We start from the raw sequence: 14,833 nt of genomic DNA on the forward strand, positions 1-14,833 counted from the left end.
TGTGCCCGGGTATTAGTCTTTATAGCCCCATGGCGTTGGCGGCAGGGCGACCGGTTTGGTTAAATCAAAATCTACCCGGAACTCGCGACCTTCGCGGATCAGACGGTAGCTAAAGGTTTGTGGGTAAATATACATTTGCCAGATATTGGTATTTGACTGCGGGTTACCTAAACGCGAGAACAGCTCTTTTGAATATTGATCGGCCGGAAAGCTCTGCACATTAGCCCAGCCTGCATCTGTAGTGTGGCCGCCGTACATGGTAGAGACATCATGGCTGCCGTTTTTTTTGCGGTGATCGTGCTTTAAACTCAGGCCTGAGCCGGTTTTGGTAATAATCCAGGTGCGGGAGTGATCATCACCAACATGAAACGGAATTTGTAATTGAGTGTCTGTACAATTACGTACATGCATTACTAAGCGGCCTTCAAAGCCACCACTTTGCGGGTTATCAACACTGATTTTGCCTTCATAGGCTTTACCACAATGGGCTCGCAGGTTGTCGAAATAGGCGTCGTGGCTGGCGATAGAAACCAAAGGGGCGTCCTGCACAACGTTTGCTGCAACGGTAGCAGAAAATGTCAGGGCAATAGCAGTTGTAATGAAGGTCTTTTGCATATATTTCTCCTTATAAGACGGCCGGACTATAACCTTTGTACGTATTGGCTGCAAACCAGTGTTACTCTTCAGGCAACAGATACAGGAGCAAACTACAGATGCAAAATGAACTGGATGCTAAATTTTTATTCAGCGTGTTTAGTAAAATAGAAAAGCACGGCAAGGCAATAAACAACGAGCTTGGTGCTGGCTTTGAGCTGGAAGGCGTAACGGTAAATTCCGGCTTTGACGGTTACGAGGTATATTTTAGCAATGGTAAGGTGCAGTTAACGTTGGGGTTTCATAACAAATGGCACAGTGATGCGAAATCTGAAACCGATATGGATGAATTTATGGCGCAGTTGCGTAAAATTAACCGGCAGCACTAAATTATTTTACTACGCCTAAGGATTTGTTCAGCTTAAACCGCTACCATAGCGCACAATTATAAGCGCTGGCAGGTGCAGCAGCGGGCATTAACTGTGTAACTATTTTTTTAGACGGCTAAAAGGCTATTGCCTGTTCAGGCAAAACAAGGTAAGGTGTCGCCCGTCAATCATATCTGATAGACCAGAAGAGGTGCGTTAGCCAGGTAGTTCAGGACAGATGTCTATACATCGCAGCCTGAATAAGGGGGACTAACGCCGAGAGAAGTGCAGTTATAGAGCTGCACTTTTCGGTCGTTAAGGCTGAATCCTTGCGACTGTCACCTGAATTTCGGTGGAGAGCTTCTGGCCTTTGTTAATTACACAAGCGGTCTGTTGCCATTCTCGTTTTGCTGTTAGCAAATGCCATGCTCTGCTTATTATGTTTTATAAGGAGAGGCACCCTTGTCCAAACTTATTGTTGCAAAATTCGGCGGCACCAGTGTCGCAGACTACGATGCTATGTCGCGTTGTGCTGACATTATCCTGGCAGAACCCGCTATCCGTTTAGTGGTGGTTAGCGCCAGTTCCGGCGTTACCAACCTTTTAGTCGATATTACCAAACATACCGATATTGCCGAGCGCTATGCCTGTTATCAGGGCATTGAGCGTATTACGCTGGCCGTATTAAACCGTTTGCAGCAGCCCGATGCCGTAGCAGCCGATATTGATCAGTTGCTTTCGGCGCTCAAAGAGCTGATAGAGCAGGGCGGCGCGGTATACAGCGGTGCACATAAAGACGAGATTCAATCTTTCGGTGAGCGCTTAAGCTCAGTACTGTTTGCTCAGGTACTGCGTGAGCGAGGTGCGGCAGGGTTATGCTTTGATGCCCGCCGTGTGTTGCGTACCGACAGCCGCTTTGGTAAAGGCGAGCCGCAAATTGAGCAAATTAGCGAGCTGTGTGCCATACAATTGCAACCTTTGCTGGCAGATAACGTAGTGGTTACGCAAGGTTTTATTGGTGCTGATGATATCGGCCAGACTACCACGCTTGGCCGGGGCGGTTCCGATTACAGTGCAGCGTTATTGGGTGAAGCACTAAATGCTGCGGTGGTACAAATATGGACCGACGTGGTTGGTATTTTTACTACCGATCCGCGCTTAACCGATCAGGCGCGCTGCATTAAAGAAATCAGCTTTGATGAAGCCGCCGAAATGGCCACCTTTGGTGCCAAAGTACTACACCCGGCAACCTTAATACCGGCAATGCGGCGTAATATTGGTGTGTTTGTCGGCTCCAGCCGCGAGCCACAAGCCGGTGGTACCTGGATAGCCAAAGAGGTAAAAGAGCGCCCGCCATATCGCGCTATAGCGCTCAGAAAGTCTCAAACGCTGATCACTGTTAAAAGCCCGGCCATGTTGCATGCTGCCGGTTTTTTAACCCGGGTGTTTGATATTTTAAGCCGGCATCAGATTTCGGTCGATTTAGTGACTACCTCTGAAATCAGTGTGGCGCTAACATTAGATGAAGGCGGTATGAGTAGTGCCTTCAGTGCCTCGGTAGAACCTGCAATTAGCGAGCTGCGCAGTTTTTGTGAGGTGTCTGTAGAGCAAGGCTTAAGCCTGATTGCCGTGATTGGCAACCATCTGCACAGCAGCAAAGGGGTAACCGGTGATTTATTTAACACACTGGAGCGCATTAACATGCGGCTGATCTGCCATGGTGCATCAAAGCACAATTTATGCTTTTTAGTGCAGGATGCCGATGCCCCGGCAGTAGTAAAACAGCTGCATCAAAGTTTGTTTAGTGCAGCGTAATGAGCACAGCAGTAGCATCATTTAAGATGCTACTGCAGTATTTTGTTGCGGCTGCTCTGCGGGATTTTGTACCAAACCTTCTGAACGGCCAATCACCAGCGCTACCATGGTATCGCCTGTTACATTGGTGGCGGTGCGCATCATATCGATAATCCTGTCTACCGCGGCAATAAAGGCAATACCTTCAATTGGTAAACCCACTACGCTTAACGTTACCGTTAGCATAACCATTGCCGTACCCGGTACACCTGCAGTGCCAACGGATGCTAATGTCGCGGTACCGGCAATCAGCAGGTAATCAAAGGCAGTGAGGTCGATACCATACAGATGGGCTATAAAAATGGCGGCAATAGCCGGGTAAATACCACCACAGCCGTCCATATTAATGGTGGCGCCCAATGGCAATACAAAACTGGCATAATCTTTTGATACACCTAAATTTTCGGTTACCACTTTATGGCTTACCGGCAGGGTGCCGTAACTGCTGGCGCTACTGTAGGCTACCAGTTGTGCCGGTAAAATGGCTTTAAAGTAATCGCGCACACGCATACCACCAAACAACTTAACCAGGCCACCATAGGTAAATACGATATGGATAATACAGGCCAGATAAATAGCCAGAATAAACTTGCCCAGCGGCAGTAAGGTGTCCAGGCCATAATTACCGACCACCCAGGCCATTAAACCAAAGACACCCAGCGGGGTTAGCTCCAGCACCATGCGGGTGATCTGATACATAATATCGGCACCGGACAGCAGCACTTTTTTCATCGGCACCGCTTTTTCGCCTATTTTGTTAATGGCGATACCCACTAAAGCTGCAAAGACGATAATTTGCAGAATATTACCGTTTACCATAGCCGCCAGCGGGTTAGTGGGAATGAGGTTGGTTAACACATCGGCTACCGGCGGAATGTCGCGCGGTTTTATCTCTGCAGCAGTTAATTGCACGGTATCGCCCCAGTTCACCAGCGAGCCTACTGTTAAGCCAATTAAACTGGCAATAAAGGCAGTCAGTAAAAATAACCCCACAGTTTTAAATGCCAGACGCTGCATTTTACCGCTGTCGGCCAGTGAGGTAATACTGCTTATCAGGGCAAAAAATACCAGCGGCACTACCAGCATGCGAATGGCATTAATAAATAAGGTGCCTAACGGTTTAAAGACAGTGGCCGTTTCGCCCAGCAGTACACCGGTAGTGACACCCAGCAGTAAGGCACCCAGTACTCTTTGCCAAAACGGAATTGCAAACCAGAAAGCCAACATAAACCAGCACCCAAATTCAAATTTACGCCATTATAGAGACAAGAAAAGCGGCAACAAGGCCGCTTTTCTATATGTTATAACCAGTTGTGTGGTATTAGCTCAGGTTTTGCTCATACGGCAGCGGATCTGCTACGTTATTCAGTGTAAAGGCTTCTAACCGCTCCTGGCAGGAGCCGCACTTACCGCAGGCTTTCTCGCGGCCGTTGTAGCAGGTCCAGGTTTTGCTGTAATCCAGCCCCATTGCCAGGCCATCAGCCAGGATTTCTATTTTGGTTTGCGCCAGATAAGGGCTGATAATATCGACAGGTTCATAGTTGGCTATCTGGCAGACATCATGCATTTTTTGCACAAACTCCGGCCGACAGTCGGGGTAAATAAAATGATCGCCCGAGTGCGCACCGTAATATACCTGCGATGCGCCCAGCGATACCGCGTAACCTACTGCCAGCGACAGTAAAATCATATTGCGGTTGGGTACCACGGTAGACTTCATATTATCCGCTGCGTAATGGCCTTCCGGAATATCAATATCATCGGTTAAAGACGAGCCGGCTAAAAGCTGGTTAATAGCAGAGATATCAACAATTTTATGTTTGATACCCAGCTCCTGACACACCTGTGCGGCACACTGCAGCTCTTTTACATGGCGCTGGCCATAATTAAAAGACAAAGCGTATACATCATGGCCGGCCTGCACGGCTTTGTGTAACACGGTGAAGGAATCCATCCCTCCGGAGTAAATCACCACAACTTTGTTCGGCATAGCAGGCTCTCTCTTGTATAATACGGCTTAAATTTTCAATTAATGCTGCCGGCCCTGAAGCCGGGCGCGCATTGTACTGTAATTCAGCCACAGGCTAAAGGGCAAAGCACAGAGTGTATAAAGTTAACGAGGTTTTTGAAACCATTCAGGGCGAGGGCAGTTTTACCGGCGTCGCAGCTATTTTTATCCGGTTGCAGGGCTGCCCGGTAGGATGCAGCTGGTGTGATACCAAACACACCTGGGACATTAAAGACGAGCTGGCAAGACCGCTGGGCGATATAGTGCTCAAAACTGCCGAGACAGAGCACTGGGCAGGGGTTACGGCAGAGGATTTACTGGCACTGTTTGTTAAAGAAGGCTATCAGGCAAAACATGTGGTCATTACCGGTGGTGAGCCATGTATGTACGACCTTAACCCTTTATGCGAACTGCTACACCAGAATGGTTATAACACGCAAATTGAAACCAGCGGTACTTTTGCTATTCAGGCACCCGCACAAACCTGGGTTACCGTATCACCAAAGGTGAATATGGCCGGTGGCTATACTGTATTGCAAAGTGCATTGGACAGAGCCAATGAAATCAAACACCCGGTTGCGATGGAAAAACATGTCGATGAGTTGTTGCAGTTATTGCAACATACTGATATTAAAGCTAAGCTGATTTATCTGCAGCCAATCAGTCAGCAGCGCCGTGCCACAGAACTGGCAATAGCAATGTGTAAAAAATATAACTGGCGGCTTAGTGTACAGGTGCATAAATATTTAGGGATCAGCTAAATGCCACAAAATATTGAGCCGTTTTTTCAGCGTTATGCCGACGCCTATTCCAATTACCAATTGTCGCCTTTGCTGGAATTAGTCTCATTGCCCTGCATGTTATTAGCCGATGAAAGCAAAATAATGTTTTCTGAGCCTGAAAGCCTGCACCAGTATTTTGAGCAGCAGTTTGAGCAATACCGCCAGGTAGGGGTAAGCCGGGTGAGTTTCCGCTTGCAAAGTCAGGTAAGGTTGTCAGAAAGCTTAAGGTTTGTCAGTCTGTACTGGTATTTCTATGGTAAGGGCGATCAGGTGCTGTTTACCTGCCATACCTCTTATACATTGCAGTCACAGCAAGGTAACTGGCAGTTGGTTGCCTTAGTGACTGACGACGAGCAAGCGGCTTATCAACGGGTGCGCAACGCTCAGGTTTGATGTGATAACCAGGCTTGTAAGCTGTCCAGGCAAGGTGCCGGGCTGTTTTCCTGTGCCAGTTTTTGCTTAAGTGCCGGCTGCATGGGAATAAGCTCCAGCCAGCGTGATGCCAGCCAGGCCGCGTCAGTATATTTAGGTGCTGGATAAAGCTGGTTTATTGCCGGGTACTGCTGTAACAGCTTTTGCAGTTGCCTGATAAGTGGGGTGTATTCTGTATTGACATCTGTGGTTGCCCAATTTGCCATAGGTTCGGTCTTCGCAACGTGTAACTGATCAGGCTCCTGCCAGCGCTTAACTATTTTCACCCGCTCAATACCAGCAATGGTAATACCCAGCAAGCCATCTTCTAACTGCTCAAAATCTTCAATTTGCACCCGTGTTGCCAGTGGCAAAATATGATCAGCATGTTGCTGGCTGACATAAGGGTTAATTTGCGCCAGGGCAAAATCGCGTTTACCGGCACTGGCTTCGCTTACCAAACGTACATAGCGTGGCTCAAATACACGCAGGCGCATGCGCCCTTCAGGTAAGATAAAACTGTTTAGCGGAAATAATGCCAGTTCTTTCATAGTGCTGCTGATAAAGTTGTATAGTTGCCTGTTATACGTAACATGAGCGGCAATGGTTTGGCCACAGCAGAGGTTTTATGGCATTACAACACTGGATTTATCTGATAACAGCGGTGCTGGCACTGAATATCGCTTTATTACTACTGTTATTATTACGCCGCGCACCGGGCAGTGACCTGGCAGAGCAACTGGCCCGGCATAAGCTTGAACTGGTGCAACAGCAGGGGCAGTTTCAGCAGCAGTTGCTGGAGCAGCAGCATTTACAGCGCCAGCACTTACAACAACAGCAGCAAGAGCATTTACTACAGGTATTACAAAAAATAACTGACACCCAGCAATCAGCCCGTTTTGAACTGAGTAAAAACCTGCAGCAGCAAGCAATTATGTTGGCCGAGCAGGTAAAGCAATTAACACAAAGCATTGATCAGCGTTTAAAAGACATCGCCGGTCAGGTCGAGCGCCGTTTAAGTGAAGGTTTTGAAAAAACTAACCAAACTTTTACCGATATTGTTAAACGGCTGGCGCTGATTGATGATGCGCAGAAAAAAATTACCGAGTTGTCTACTAACGTTGTCAGCCTGCAGGAAGTACTGGCTGATAAGCGCTCACGCGGTGCTTTTGGCGAAGTGCAGTTAAGCGCGCTGATCCGTAATGTGATGCCCGAGCAGCATTTTTCACTGCAGCATACGTTGAGCAACGGCCGTATTGCCGACTGCGTGCTGTTTTTACCCAAGCCCAGTGGCAACATTGTTATCGATGCTAAATTTCCGCTGGAAAGCTATAAAAAGATGACCGAACCACAATTTGGCCCGGAAGAACGCAAGCTGGCGCAGCGCCAGTTTAAGCTGGATATCAAAAAGCATATTAACGATATTGCCGATAAATATATTATTGCCAATGAAACCTCAGATGGCGCAATCATGTTTTTACCTGCAGAGGCTATTTTTGCTGAATTACATGCCTATCATGCCGACATTGTAGAAGAAGCCTACCGGCGCCGGGTATGGTTAACCTCACCAACAACGTTAATGGCCGTGCTGACCACTGCCCGCAGTGTGCTAAAAGATGACGCCACCCGCCGGCAAATTCATTTAATTCAGGAGCACCTGATTAAGCTGGCAGAAGACTTTGATCGCTTCCGTGGCCGCTTTGATAACCTGGCTAAGCATATTGATCAGGCCGCGACTGACGTAAAACAGATCCATACGTCAGCGCATAAAATAAGCAGCCGTTTCAGCCAGATAGAAAAAGTGGAATGGCTGGAAGAAAGCGACTAGGCTGTATTTGTAACCAACAATTTAAGTTAAAAACTAACGCAGAAGCCAGTAATAGCCTGCCCTGGGAGTTAAGCTAATGCCAACAGCTGCATTGTTACTGATTCTGCTGTTTTATGCTGCTGCAGCATGGCCTGATAAAGCGCCGCTTTCTGCCATTGTCAGTGAAACCAATACTGCTCCTTATGCAATTTTTAATGCCGCCAACGAACTGCAAGCAGGCCTGAGCAAAGATATTATTGACGAGCTGGGTCTGCGTACTAACCGCACAGTGCAATATATTAATTTACCCCGGGCCAGAGTTGAGCCCTGGCTGATTGAAGGGCGGGCTGAAATTGCCTGTTTTTTAAACCCGGACTGGGTAAATGAACCTGACAAGCTGTTGTGGAGCACGGCACTATTTAGTACCCGGCAACTGCTGGTGCGCCGCCGGGAAAGCGAGCCGATTACTGCCATACAACATCTGGCAGGTAAAAGAGTAGGGACTACACGTGGTTTTACCTACCCGGAGCTGGAGCAGGTATTTCAAAGTGGTGATGTGATCCGTGATGATGCACACTCGTTAGAAAGCAATTTATTACGCTTAAAACAAGGGCGGCTTGATGTGGTGATGACAGTTGATTTGTCTTACCATTTTTTTGTCAAAACACTGGATGATCAGAGTTTTAGCGCGGATCCGCTATGGTCAAAAGCACCAACAGTATATTGCGGCCTAAGCCGGCATAACCCGGAAAATGCGCAGTTGTTGTACGATACGTTGCAGCAGATAACCGCCAGCGGCTTTATTCAGCAACGGCTGGCGTTTTATATGGGGCGGCCATTAGAGCATTAACGTCTGGGGTCGTCTTTCAGCTTCGGTATTTTTAGCCCAAGCTCCTGGCCACGGTGACGGGCATAGTATGTGCAACCAACAAACATCAGGCTGGCCAGTACCAGCTCCACTACTGACAATAGCTGATGCATACCGCTGCTTACCCACAGGTTGGTCAGGCTGTGCAAGAAATAAATCATCACAATAAAGTTAGCCCAGGCCATGGTATAAGCATGGCCTTTGACAATGCCATACAATGGCAGCCACAACGGCAGCCAGAGTAAAGCAAGTAATATATAAGCATTACCCATTTGTGGTGGCGACAGCCATAAAATCCATAGCGGTTGTAATAACCACAAACCAAAAAAACCAATGCGGCCCAGTAATAAGTAACGTGTTGTTTTAACCGACATCGGCACAGTGCTGCCTGATTGCATAATTTATAACCTGTGTTGTTTTAATTGCAGGCTTAACGCAGCCAGCCGTTTACCAAAGGCGATGGCCAGCCGTTGTTCATCAACGCTGAGTTTGTCATCGCTGTGGTGGCCGCTGACATGCGTTGGGCCATAAGGTGTGCCACCGGTTTGCGTCTGATGCAACTCTGGCTCGCTGTAGGGTATACCCGTTAGCAGCATACCGTGATGTAGCAGTGGCAGGCTCATACTAAGCAGGGTAGCTTCATTACCGCCGTGCATACTGCCGGACGACGTAAAAACACCGGCAGGCTTGTCAATTAACTCACCTTTAAGCCAGACACTGGTGGTGCTGTCCCAGAATGCTTTAGCATCCGCTACCATATTGCCAAACCGCACCGGGCTGCCAAAGGCCAGGCCGTCACAGCTGGCGAGCTCTTTAATATCCACCAGGGCATGGCGGCTGGCATGTTGTTTGTCCAGTGGCGGAATACAACGCACCAGCGCTTCGGCGCCACTTTGCTGCACGCCAATAGCGATTTTATCTGCCAGTGCAGCCACAGCACCGTGGCGTGAATAATACAAAATCAGGACGCGGCAGCTCATGATAACAACGACAGAATATTGCTGGCCGGGCGGCCAATAACGGCTTTATTCCCTTTAATAATCACCGGGCGCTCAATCAGTTTGGGATACTGTGCCATAGCGGCAATTAGTTGTTGTTCGCTCAGGGCCATATTGTCCAGCCCCAGTTGTTTGTATTCTTCTTCTTTGCTGCGCAGCAACTGGCGTGCCGGTATAGCCAACATACCTAATAAGGTTGTTAGCTCATCTGTTGTCGGTGGGTTTTTTAAATATTCTACTACCTCAACAGCTTGTGCTTGTTGTTGCAGCAAAGCCAGCGCTTCGCGGCTTTTTGAGCAGCGCGGGTTATGCAAAATTTTTATCATTAGTGTGTTCCTGTTGTGGCAGGGCCTGAGCGTTACATACGCTGCAGGCGGTTAAATTCGGCCTGTAGCTGTTTTTTCTTTGCTTCCAGCCGGCGGTTTTCCAGCTTTTGCTCCGGCTTAAGATGATTTAACGCTTCGTTAAGATCGTCAATGGCTTTGGGGTAGTTAGCCATCTGGTAAGCTAAATCGGCTCTGGCTTCATAATATTTGCCAAAATCCCCTAAGGCTTTGTAAGCATCTGATAGTAAATCGTAGGCCAGTATGTTGTCATTTTTGTAGAACAACAGGCTTTTTAACAAATGGATTGCCAGATGATGGCCGCCGGATTTCATCGCCGCATTAGCATAGTTTAGTGTAACCACCTGATTATTGGGCCGCAGCAGGTATTGCTGTTCCAGCATCTCAAGACAAAGCTGATACTCTTTTTGCCCCAGTAAAATGTCAGTATAAACATCAACGTAGTATAAGTTATGCTCGTCTTTTTCCAGCAACTGTTCGATAAGTTTACGGGCTTGATCCAGTTTACCGTTGTCAAGCAAGGTGATGGCCAGACCGTACTGGTTAGCTTTGGTATTACCGCCGGGCTCGCTTAGTTTTTTGCGAAACACCTGCTCGGCATCTTTTTTATTGTAATGATAACGCGCCAGTACTCTGGCTTTACTTAAAGTAAAATCCTGGCTGTCAGGAACAAAGCGCTGCGGGAATTGCTCAGCCCGCATCCGTGTGTCACTTACCCGATTTTGCGATAATGGGTGGGTTTGCAAAAAAGCCAGCTGCTGACTGATAAAACGGTTTTGCTCTGTCAGCTTACGGAAAAAATTAGGTACGGCATAAGGGTCAAAGCCGGCATCTGCTAAAACCTGCATACCAATGCGGTCGGCTTCCTGCTCGTTACTACGGGTAAAGTTTATTGCACTTTGCTGCGCAGCGCCCTGAGTTGCCATCATGGCGGCCATGCCAGCGTCAGGGTTAACCGTAGCCAGTACGATAGCGCCTAACACGCCGGCCAGCGTTAGCGGCGCTTTCTGGCTTTGTGCTTCAACAAAACGGGCGATATGACGCTGGGTTACGTGGGCAATTTCGTGCGCCATAACAGAGGCAAACTCACTTTCAGTATCGGCAATGGCGAGGGTGCCGGTGTGGGATGCGATATTGCCACCCAGGGTGGCAAAGGCGTTTATGTTTCTGTCTTGCACCCAATAGAATTTAAAAGGAAAGCGCACATCGTTGGAGCGCGCGACTAAACGGTTACCCAGAGAGTTTATATATTCGTCAAGCAGCGGATCGTACACCATAGGCAAACTGCCACGGGTTTGGCGCATCATTACATCGCCAAGCTGTTTTTCTTTATCCGGTGTAATGACGCTAAAGCCATTGCCACCCAAATCCGGCAAGCTACTGGCAGCGCACACTGAGCTAATCAGGCTGGCTGCAAACAGGCAGGATGTTAAAGAGTTGATTACTGCTGAAAATTTCATGATAACAACGCCCGGGCTCTTCTGTGTGTCAGATCAACAATGCAGACTTTGTCTGCTATTTTGCTGATTAGTTCCAGTGTCTGTGTCATGCTAATTTACCATATATTTTGTCAGCTCAGAGTGTTAACTGCCAAATTATCTGTGTCTCCGGTATACTCAAAATATTACAGTACTTGTTTAACCCCCTGTAACACGGAGTAATAATATGCTGGACTGGCTGAAGAAATGGTACGCCAATAAGTTTTCTGATCCTCAGGTTGTTACATTATTCCTGTTATTACTGATCGGCTTTATGGCCATTTACTGGCTAAGCGGTATCCTGGCACCGGTATTAGTGGCCGTTGCATTTGCCTATTTGCTGGAATGGCCTGTTGTACGGCTTAGTAAGTTAGGCTTATCACGTGGTGTCAGTACCATTGCGGTGGTGGCAGGTTTTGTTGGCCTGGCTACGCTGACCCTGATGTGGATTATTCCCATTTTCTGGTATCAGGGGCGTAATTTACTGCGCGATTTACCTCAGATGATAGAGCAGGGGCGGGCTTATATGCTTGAGCTGCCTGAAAACTTCCCCGGTATTGTTAGTGTTGAACAGGTGAATATTTTAATGCACTCGGTTGATGAGCGGGTGATGGCATTTGGCCGTAATATGCTGGATTTGTCGCTGGCTTCGATTGTTGATTTGGTGGCGCTGCTGATTTATCTGGTATTGGTGCCGCTAATGGTATTCTTTATGCTTAAAGATAAGGCGCAGTTAACTGCCAGTTTTGCCCAGTGGCTGCCAACAGAGCGTAAGCTTATTACCCAGGTATGGCATGAAATGAACACCCAAATCATGAACTATATCCGGGGCAAAATTCTTGAAATCCTGATTGTTGGTACAGTTAGCTATGCCGTGTTTGCGCTGTTTGGGCTGAACTATCCGTTATTACTGGGTGTGCTGGTAGGGTTATCAGTGTTAATTCCCTATGTTGGTGCTGCGGTAGTGACCTTGCCGGTAGCATTGGTGGCGTTTTTTCAGTGGGGGCCAACAGCTGAATTTGGTTATCTGATGCTGGCATATGGCATTATTCAGGCGCTGGATGGTAATTTGCTGGTGCCGCTGCTGTTTTCTGAGGCGGTAGATTTAAACCCGGTATTTATTATTATTGCTGTGCTGTTTTTTGGCGGTCTGTTTGGTTTTTGGGGTATTTTCTTTGCCATTCCACTGGCATCACTGGTTAAAGCTACTGTTAATGCGTGGTCGGCCAGAGTACATCCTTACTCTGAACCGACCGATTAGGAACCGACCGACTAACACCAGGTTACCAGTTATAGCCGATGCTGATACCTGCACTGAGCTGGCGGCCCGGTGCCGGTTCAACGGCGCGGCCATTGCTCTGGTTTACAATAACTGAACCCACATAATCTTTATCACTGACATTATCCAGTACCAGCCAGTAAGCCAGGTTAAGCTGTTGCCACTGCTGGCTATGGCGTGCACTAAGTGAGAATGTCAGCGCTGAGGGGACACTGTTGCTATTGGCGTCATCAATATACACCTGACTGCGATACTGACTGTGCAGGGCAAACTCAGTGTTGTCTTGCCAGGGCTGTACAGCCAGTTGCCAATGTAGCTGGCTGTCGGCTATGCCTGGTAGGCGTTTGCCATCAAGGCCGGCATCAGCAAACTTTGCCGACAGATAACTGGCTGTCAGTTGCTGGCGCAAATAAGCATTAGTTTGCCAGTTAAGTTGCAACTCAGCGCCATGGCGCTCGGTTTTAGCGGCATTACGGTAGCTGGTTCTGCCGCCTGTGTTGCTGTCAACTAACAGCTCATTTTTACTGTCAATACTAAAATAACTCAGGCTGGCGCTTAGGCCGTCACTTAACCATTTAAAGCCGCTTTCCCATTGCCGGTTTGTACTGGCATTTAATGCCAGATTCACGCCGGTATCGCCTGTCTGGTAAGCAATTTCTGCCAGAGTGGGGCTTTCAAAGCCGGTACCTGCACTGACAAACCAGCTGAAACCCGGTGCAATGCGGTAACTTAACCCCAGCGCAAAGGCATCGTTGTAAAACTGTTTAACGCCGCTGTCATCAGGGTTTTCTGGCAAAATAAAGCGATCGGCAATACTGAGTTTTAACTCGCTGTAACGCCAGCCTCCCTGTACCTGCCACAATGCTGCCGGTTGCCAGTTAAAGCGGACGAAGGCATCGGTATTATCAGCACTGTCGGTCTGGTCGCGGCGCAAGTCGCCACGCTGGCCAAAGTTATTAACAAAACCCAGGCGCTCATCGTCGCTTTGTACCAGGCTACCGCCAGCGCGTATGCTGTAGTTATCACCGGCCAATAACCGGTAACTGCCATTAATACCTTTAAACTGACGCTGCAACACCACTTCGCCACCGGCAGAGGATAATGCGCTGCCGGTAAAGGCCAGACGCTGGTTTACATGGCGGTCACCAAACCAACTGCCGAACTGCCAGCGGTCCGGATCATCATAGGCTGATAAACTCAGGCTAAGCTGGCGGTGGCGGCTGGTTTTTTCTGTGTCAAACTGCTCAGCTGCGCTGTCTGTTTGCTGTGGGTTTTGCTGCCAGGCGCTCAGTGTGATACCGAGTGGGTCCTGCAGCGTAGGATCTCGGGCGTAATCAAGCCTTGCACTAATGCTAATGCTGTTTGCCAGTACCGTTTTGTACAGCAACTGCGCCTGCTGTTTTTCTGCAGCAGAGTGCGGCCGGTAGCCATCGGTGCGAAACTGTTTTACTGTTGAGCTTAAGCTGTGATCACCGCTGACCCAGTCAGCCTGCAACTGGTATTGCCGGTGCTGCTCGCTGCCTGCCACATTGGCAGTAACAGCGTTTTGCACCGGTGTGCGGCTGTACAGCGAGATAACGCCACCAGAGGCATTGCCATACAGCGCCGCCAGCGGGCCTTTTAGCACTTCTACCTGTGCTACGCTGTCTAGTAAAACGCTGGATAACTGGCCCTGGCCATCAGGCGTAGACAGCGGTATACCATCCTGCTGCAGGTGCAGGCCGCGAATGCCAAAAGCACTCCGGCTACCAAAACCACGGATACTGACACGGGTGTCCTGGGCAAAATTAGCTCTGCTGTCTGCCTGCACTCCGCTAATGGCGCCAAATATCTGTGCGCTGTCGATGATAATTCCTTGCGCAGGCAAAGGACTAAGTTCTACCGAAGCCGCACTGTTTAACCATGCTTCTGGCTGTGCTGAGGCACTGATCACAATAACTTCGGTTTCTTCAGCGCGTAAACTGTGGCTGTACAGGCATGGCAAAGCCAGCGCCAGCGCTGACCATGCTGGCAGGCTGGCGGTAGATTTTACTTTTTTCACT

The 14,833-nt window shown here is 48.6% G+C and carries 16 protein-coding genes and 1 riboswitch; of the genes, 7 read left to right on the plus strand and 9 right to left on the minus strand.

The genetic code is table 11. The annotated features are described in order from the left end of the window. Positions 1–12: 12 nt before the first annotated feature. On the minus strand, positions 13–615 hold the full coding sequence (locus J3B89_RS15850) for a hypothetical protein (RefSeq protein WP_215398577.1): 603 nt from the start codon (positions 613–615) through the stop codon (positions 13–15). A gap of 98 nt (positions 616–713) precedes the next feature. On the opposite strand from J3B89_RS15850, the gene J3B89_RS15855 reads away from it, so the two are divergent. After that, positions 714–983: a DUF3081 family protein gene (locus tag J3B89_RS15855; protein WP_068235709.1), complete on the plus strand. Its 270-nt coding sequence runs from the start codon at positions 714–716 to the stop codon at positions 981–983. A gap of 177 nt (positions 984–1,160) precedes the next feature. After that, positions 1,161–1,333: riboswitch (Lysine riboswitch) on the plus strand. 91 nt (positions 1,334–1,424) lie between these two features. After that, on the plus strand, positions 1,425–2,777 hold the full coding sequence (gene lysC / locus J3B89_RS15860) for a lysine-sensitive aspartokinase 3 (RefSeq protein ID WP_215398578.1): 1,353 nt from the start codon (positions 1,425–1,427) through the stop codon (positions 2,775–2,777). A 21-nt stretch (positions 2,778–2,798) separates the two neighbouring features. Here the strand turns inward: lysC and J3B89_RS15865 are convergent, their stop codons facing one another. Both J3B89_RS15865 and queC read right to left on the minus strand, forming a co-directional pair. Beyond that, complete coding sequence (locus tag J3B89_RS15865; protein ID WP_215398579.1) at positions 2,799–4,043, minus strand: dicarboxylate/amino acid:cation symporter; 1,245 nt, start codon at positions 4,041–4,043, stop codon at positions 2,799–2,801. Positions 4,044–4,137: 94 nt separating this feature from the next. Continuing rightward, entirely contained in the window at positions 4,138–4,806 is a 669-nt protein-coding gene (gene queC, locus J3B89_RS15870) for a 7-cyano-7-deazaguanine synthase QueC (RefSeq protein WP_215398580.1), read from the minus strand. A 113-nt stretch (positions 4,807–4,919) separates the two neighbouring features. Here queC and queE point away from each other — a divergent pair, with 113 nt between their 5' ends. Continuing rightward, on the plus strand, positions 4,920–5,585 hold the full coding sequence (gene queE / locus J3B89_RS15875) for a 7-carboxy-7-deazaguanine synthase QueE (RefSeq protein ID WP_215398581.1): 666 nt from the start codon (positions 4,920–4,922) through the stop codon (positions 5,583–5,585). Then, positions 5,586–5,999 carry a DUF6841 family protein gene (locus J3B89_RS15880; protein ID WP_215398582.1) on the plus strand — a complete coding sequence of 138 codons (414 nt, stop codon included), beginning with the start codon at positions 5,586–5,588 and terminating at the stop codon, positions 5,997–5,999. Here the strand turns inward: J3B89_RS15880 and J3B89_RS15885 are convergent. Next, the gene (locus tag J3B89_RS15885; RefSeq protein ID WP_215398583.1) at positions 5,990–6,568 is read right to left on the minus strand and encodes an LON peptidase substrate-binding domain-containing protein; all 579 of its coding nucleotides are present in this window, start codon (positions 6,566–6,568) and stop codon (positions 5,990–5,992) included. The two genes, J3B89_RS15880 and J3B89_RS15885, sit on opposite strands and share 10 nt — an antisense overlap. A 77-nt stretch (positions 6,569–6,645) precedes the next feature. Here J3B89_RS15885 and J3B89_RS15890 point away from each other — a divergent pair, with 77 nt between their 5' ends. Both J3B89_RS15890 and J3B89_RS15895 read left to right on the plus strand, forming a co-directional pair. Further along, positions 6,646–7,845: a DNA recombination protein RmuC gene (locus J3B89_RS15890; RefSeq protein WP_215398584.1), complete on the plus strand. Its 1,200-nt coding sequence runs from the start codon at positions 6,646–6,648 to the stop codon at positions 7,843–7,845. A gap of 76 nt (positions 7,846–7,921) precedes the next feature. Further along, the gene (locus J3B89_RS15895; RefSeq protein ID WP_215398585.1) at positions 7,922–8,674 is read left to right on the plus strand and encodes a substrate-binding periplasmic protein; all 753 of its coding nucleotides are present in this window, start codon (positions 7,922–7,924) and stop codon (positions 8,672–8,674) included. Here the strand turns inward: J3B89_RS15895 and J3B89_RS15900 are convergent. From J3B89_RS15900 to bepA, 4 genes are read right to left on the minus strand one after another with little or no spacing between them, the layout of a single operon-like run. Beyond that, complete coding sequence (locus J3B89_RS15900) at positions 8,671–9,090, minus strand: DUF2069 domain-containing protein (RefSeq protein ID WP_251372484.1); 420 nt, start codon at positions 9,088–9,090, stop codon at positions 8,671–8,673. The genes J3B89_RS15895 and J3B89_RS15900 overlap by 4 nt on opposite strands. Before the next feature lie 3 nt (positions 9,091–9,093). Beyond that, complete coding sequence (gene wrbA, locus J3B89_RS15905) at positions 9,094–9,672, minus strand: NAD(P)H:quinone oxidoreductase (RefSeq protein WP_215398586.1); 579 nt, start codon at positions 9,670–9,672, stop codon at positions 9,094–9,096. Continuing rightward, on the minus strand, positions 9,669–10,016 hold the full coding sequence (gene arsC, locus J3B89_RS15910) for an arsenate reductase (glutaredoxin) (protein WP_215398587.1): 348 nt from the start codon (positions 10,014–10,016) through the stop codon (positions 9,669–9,671). The genes wrbA and arsC overlap by 4 nt, the downstream gene beginning before the upstream one ends. Positions 10,017–10,048: 32 nt before the next feature. After that, positions 10,049–11,494: a beta-barrel assembly-enhancing protease gene (gene bepA, locus J3B89_RS15915; protein WP_215398588.1), complete on the minus strand. Its 1,446-nt coding sequence runs from the start codon at positions 11,492–11,494 to the stop codon at positions 10,049–10,051. Between the two features lie 205 nt (positions 11,495–11,699). Between bepA and J3B89_RS15920 the strand changes: the two genes are divergently transcribed. Next, positions 11,700–12,773: an AI-2E family transporter gene (locus tag J3B89_RS15920; RefSeq protein ID WP_215398589.1), complete on the plus strand. Its 1,074-nt coding sequence runs from the start codon at positions 11,700–11,702 to the stop codon at positions 12,771–12,773. 22 nt (positions 12,774–12,795) lie between these two features. Here the strand turns inward: J3B89_RS15920 and J3B89_RS15925 are convergent, their stop codons facing one another. Continuing rightward, positions 12,796–14,832, minus strand: coding sequence for a TonB-dependent receptor family protein (locus tag J3B89_RS15925; RefSeq protein ID WP_349814230.1), 2,037 nt, complete (start codon positions 14,830–14,832; stop codon positions 12,796–12,798). Between the last annotated feature and the right edge of the window lies 1 nt (position 14,833).

It is taken from the genome of Rheinheimera oceanensis (assembly GCF_018831085.1).
Classification (GTDB): Bacteria; Pseudomonadota; Gammaproteobacteria; order Enterobacterales; family Alteromonadaceae; genus Alishewanella; species Alishewanella oceanensis.

Bases quoted from the DNA above. Each gene is read 5' to 3' on its own strand.
- J3B89_RS15850 (WP_215398577.1), bottom strand. From the start codon at position 615: ATGCAAAAGACCTTCATTACAACTGCTATTGCCCTGACATTTTCTGCT.
- J3B89_RS15855 (WP_068235709.1), top strand. From the start codon at position 714: ATGCAAAATGAACTGGATGCTAAATTTTTATTCAGCGTGTTTAGTAAA.
- J3B89_RS15865 (WP_215398579.1), bottom strand. From the start codon at position 4,043: ATGTTGGCTTTCTGGTTTGCAATTCCGTTTTGGCAAAGAGTACTGGGT.
- queC (WP_215398580.1), bottom strand. From the start codon at position 4,806: ATGCCGAACAAAGTTGTGGTGATTTACTCCGGAGGGATGGATTCCTTC.
- J3B89_RS15880 (WP_215398582.1), top strand. From the start codon at position 5,586: ATGCCACAAAATATTGAGCCGTTTTTTCAGCGTTATGCCGACGCCTAT.
- J3B89_RS15885 (WP_215398583.1), bottom strand. From the start codon at position 6,568: ATGAAAGAACTGGCATTATTTCCGCTAAACAGTTTTATCTTACCTGAA.
- J3B89_RS15890 (WP_215398584.1), top strand. From the start codon at position 6,646: ATGGCATTACAACACTGGATTTATCTGATAACAGCGGTGCTGGCACTG.
- J3B89_RS15895 (WP_215398585.1), top strand. From the start codon at position 7,922: ATGCCAACAGCTGCATTGTTACTGATTCTGCTGTTTTATGCTGCTGCA.
- J3B89_RS15900 (WP_251372484.1), bottom strand. From the start codon at position 9,090: ATGCAATCAGGCAGCACTGTGCCGATGTCGGTTAAAACAACACGTTAC.
- wrbA (WP_215398586.1), bottom strand. From the start codon at position 9,672: ATGAGCTGCCGCGTCCTGATTTTGTATTATTCACGCCACGGTGCTGTG.
- arsC (WP_215398587.1), bottom strand. From the start codon at position 10,016: ATGATAAAAATTTTGCATAACCCGCGCTGCTCAAAAAGCCGCGAAGCG.
- bepA (WP_215398588.1), bottom strand. From the start codon at position 11,494: ATGAAATTTTCAGCAGTAATCAACTCTTTAACATCCTGCCTGTTTGCA.
- J3B89_RS15920 (WP_215398589.1), top strand. From the start codon at position 11,700: ATGCTGGACTGGCTGAAGAAATGGTACGCCAATAAGTTTTCTGATCCT.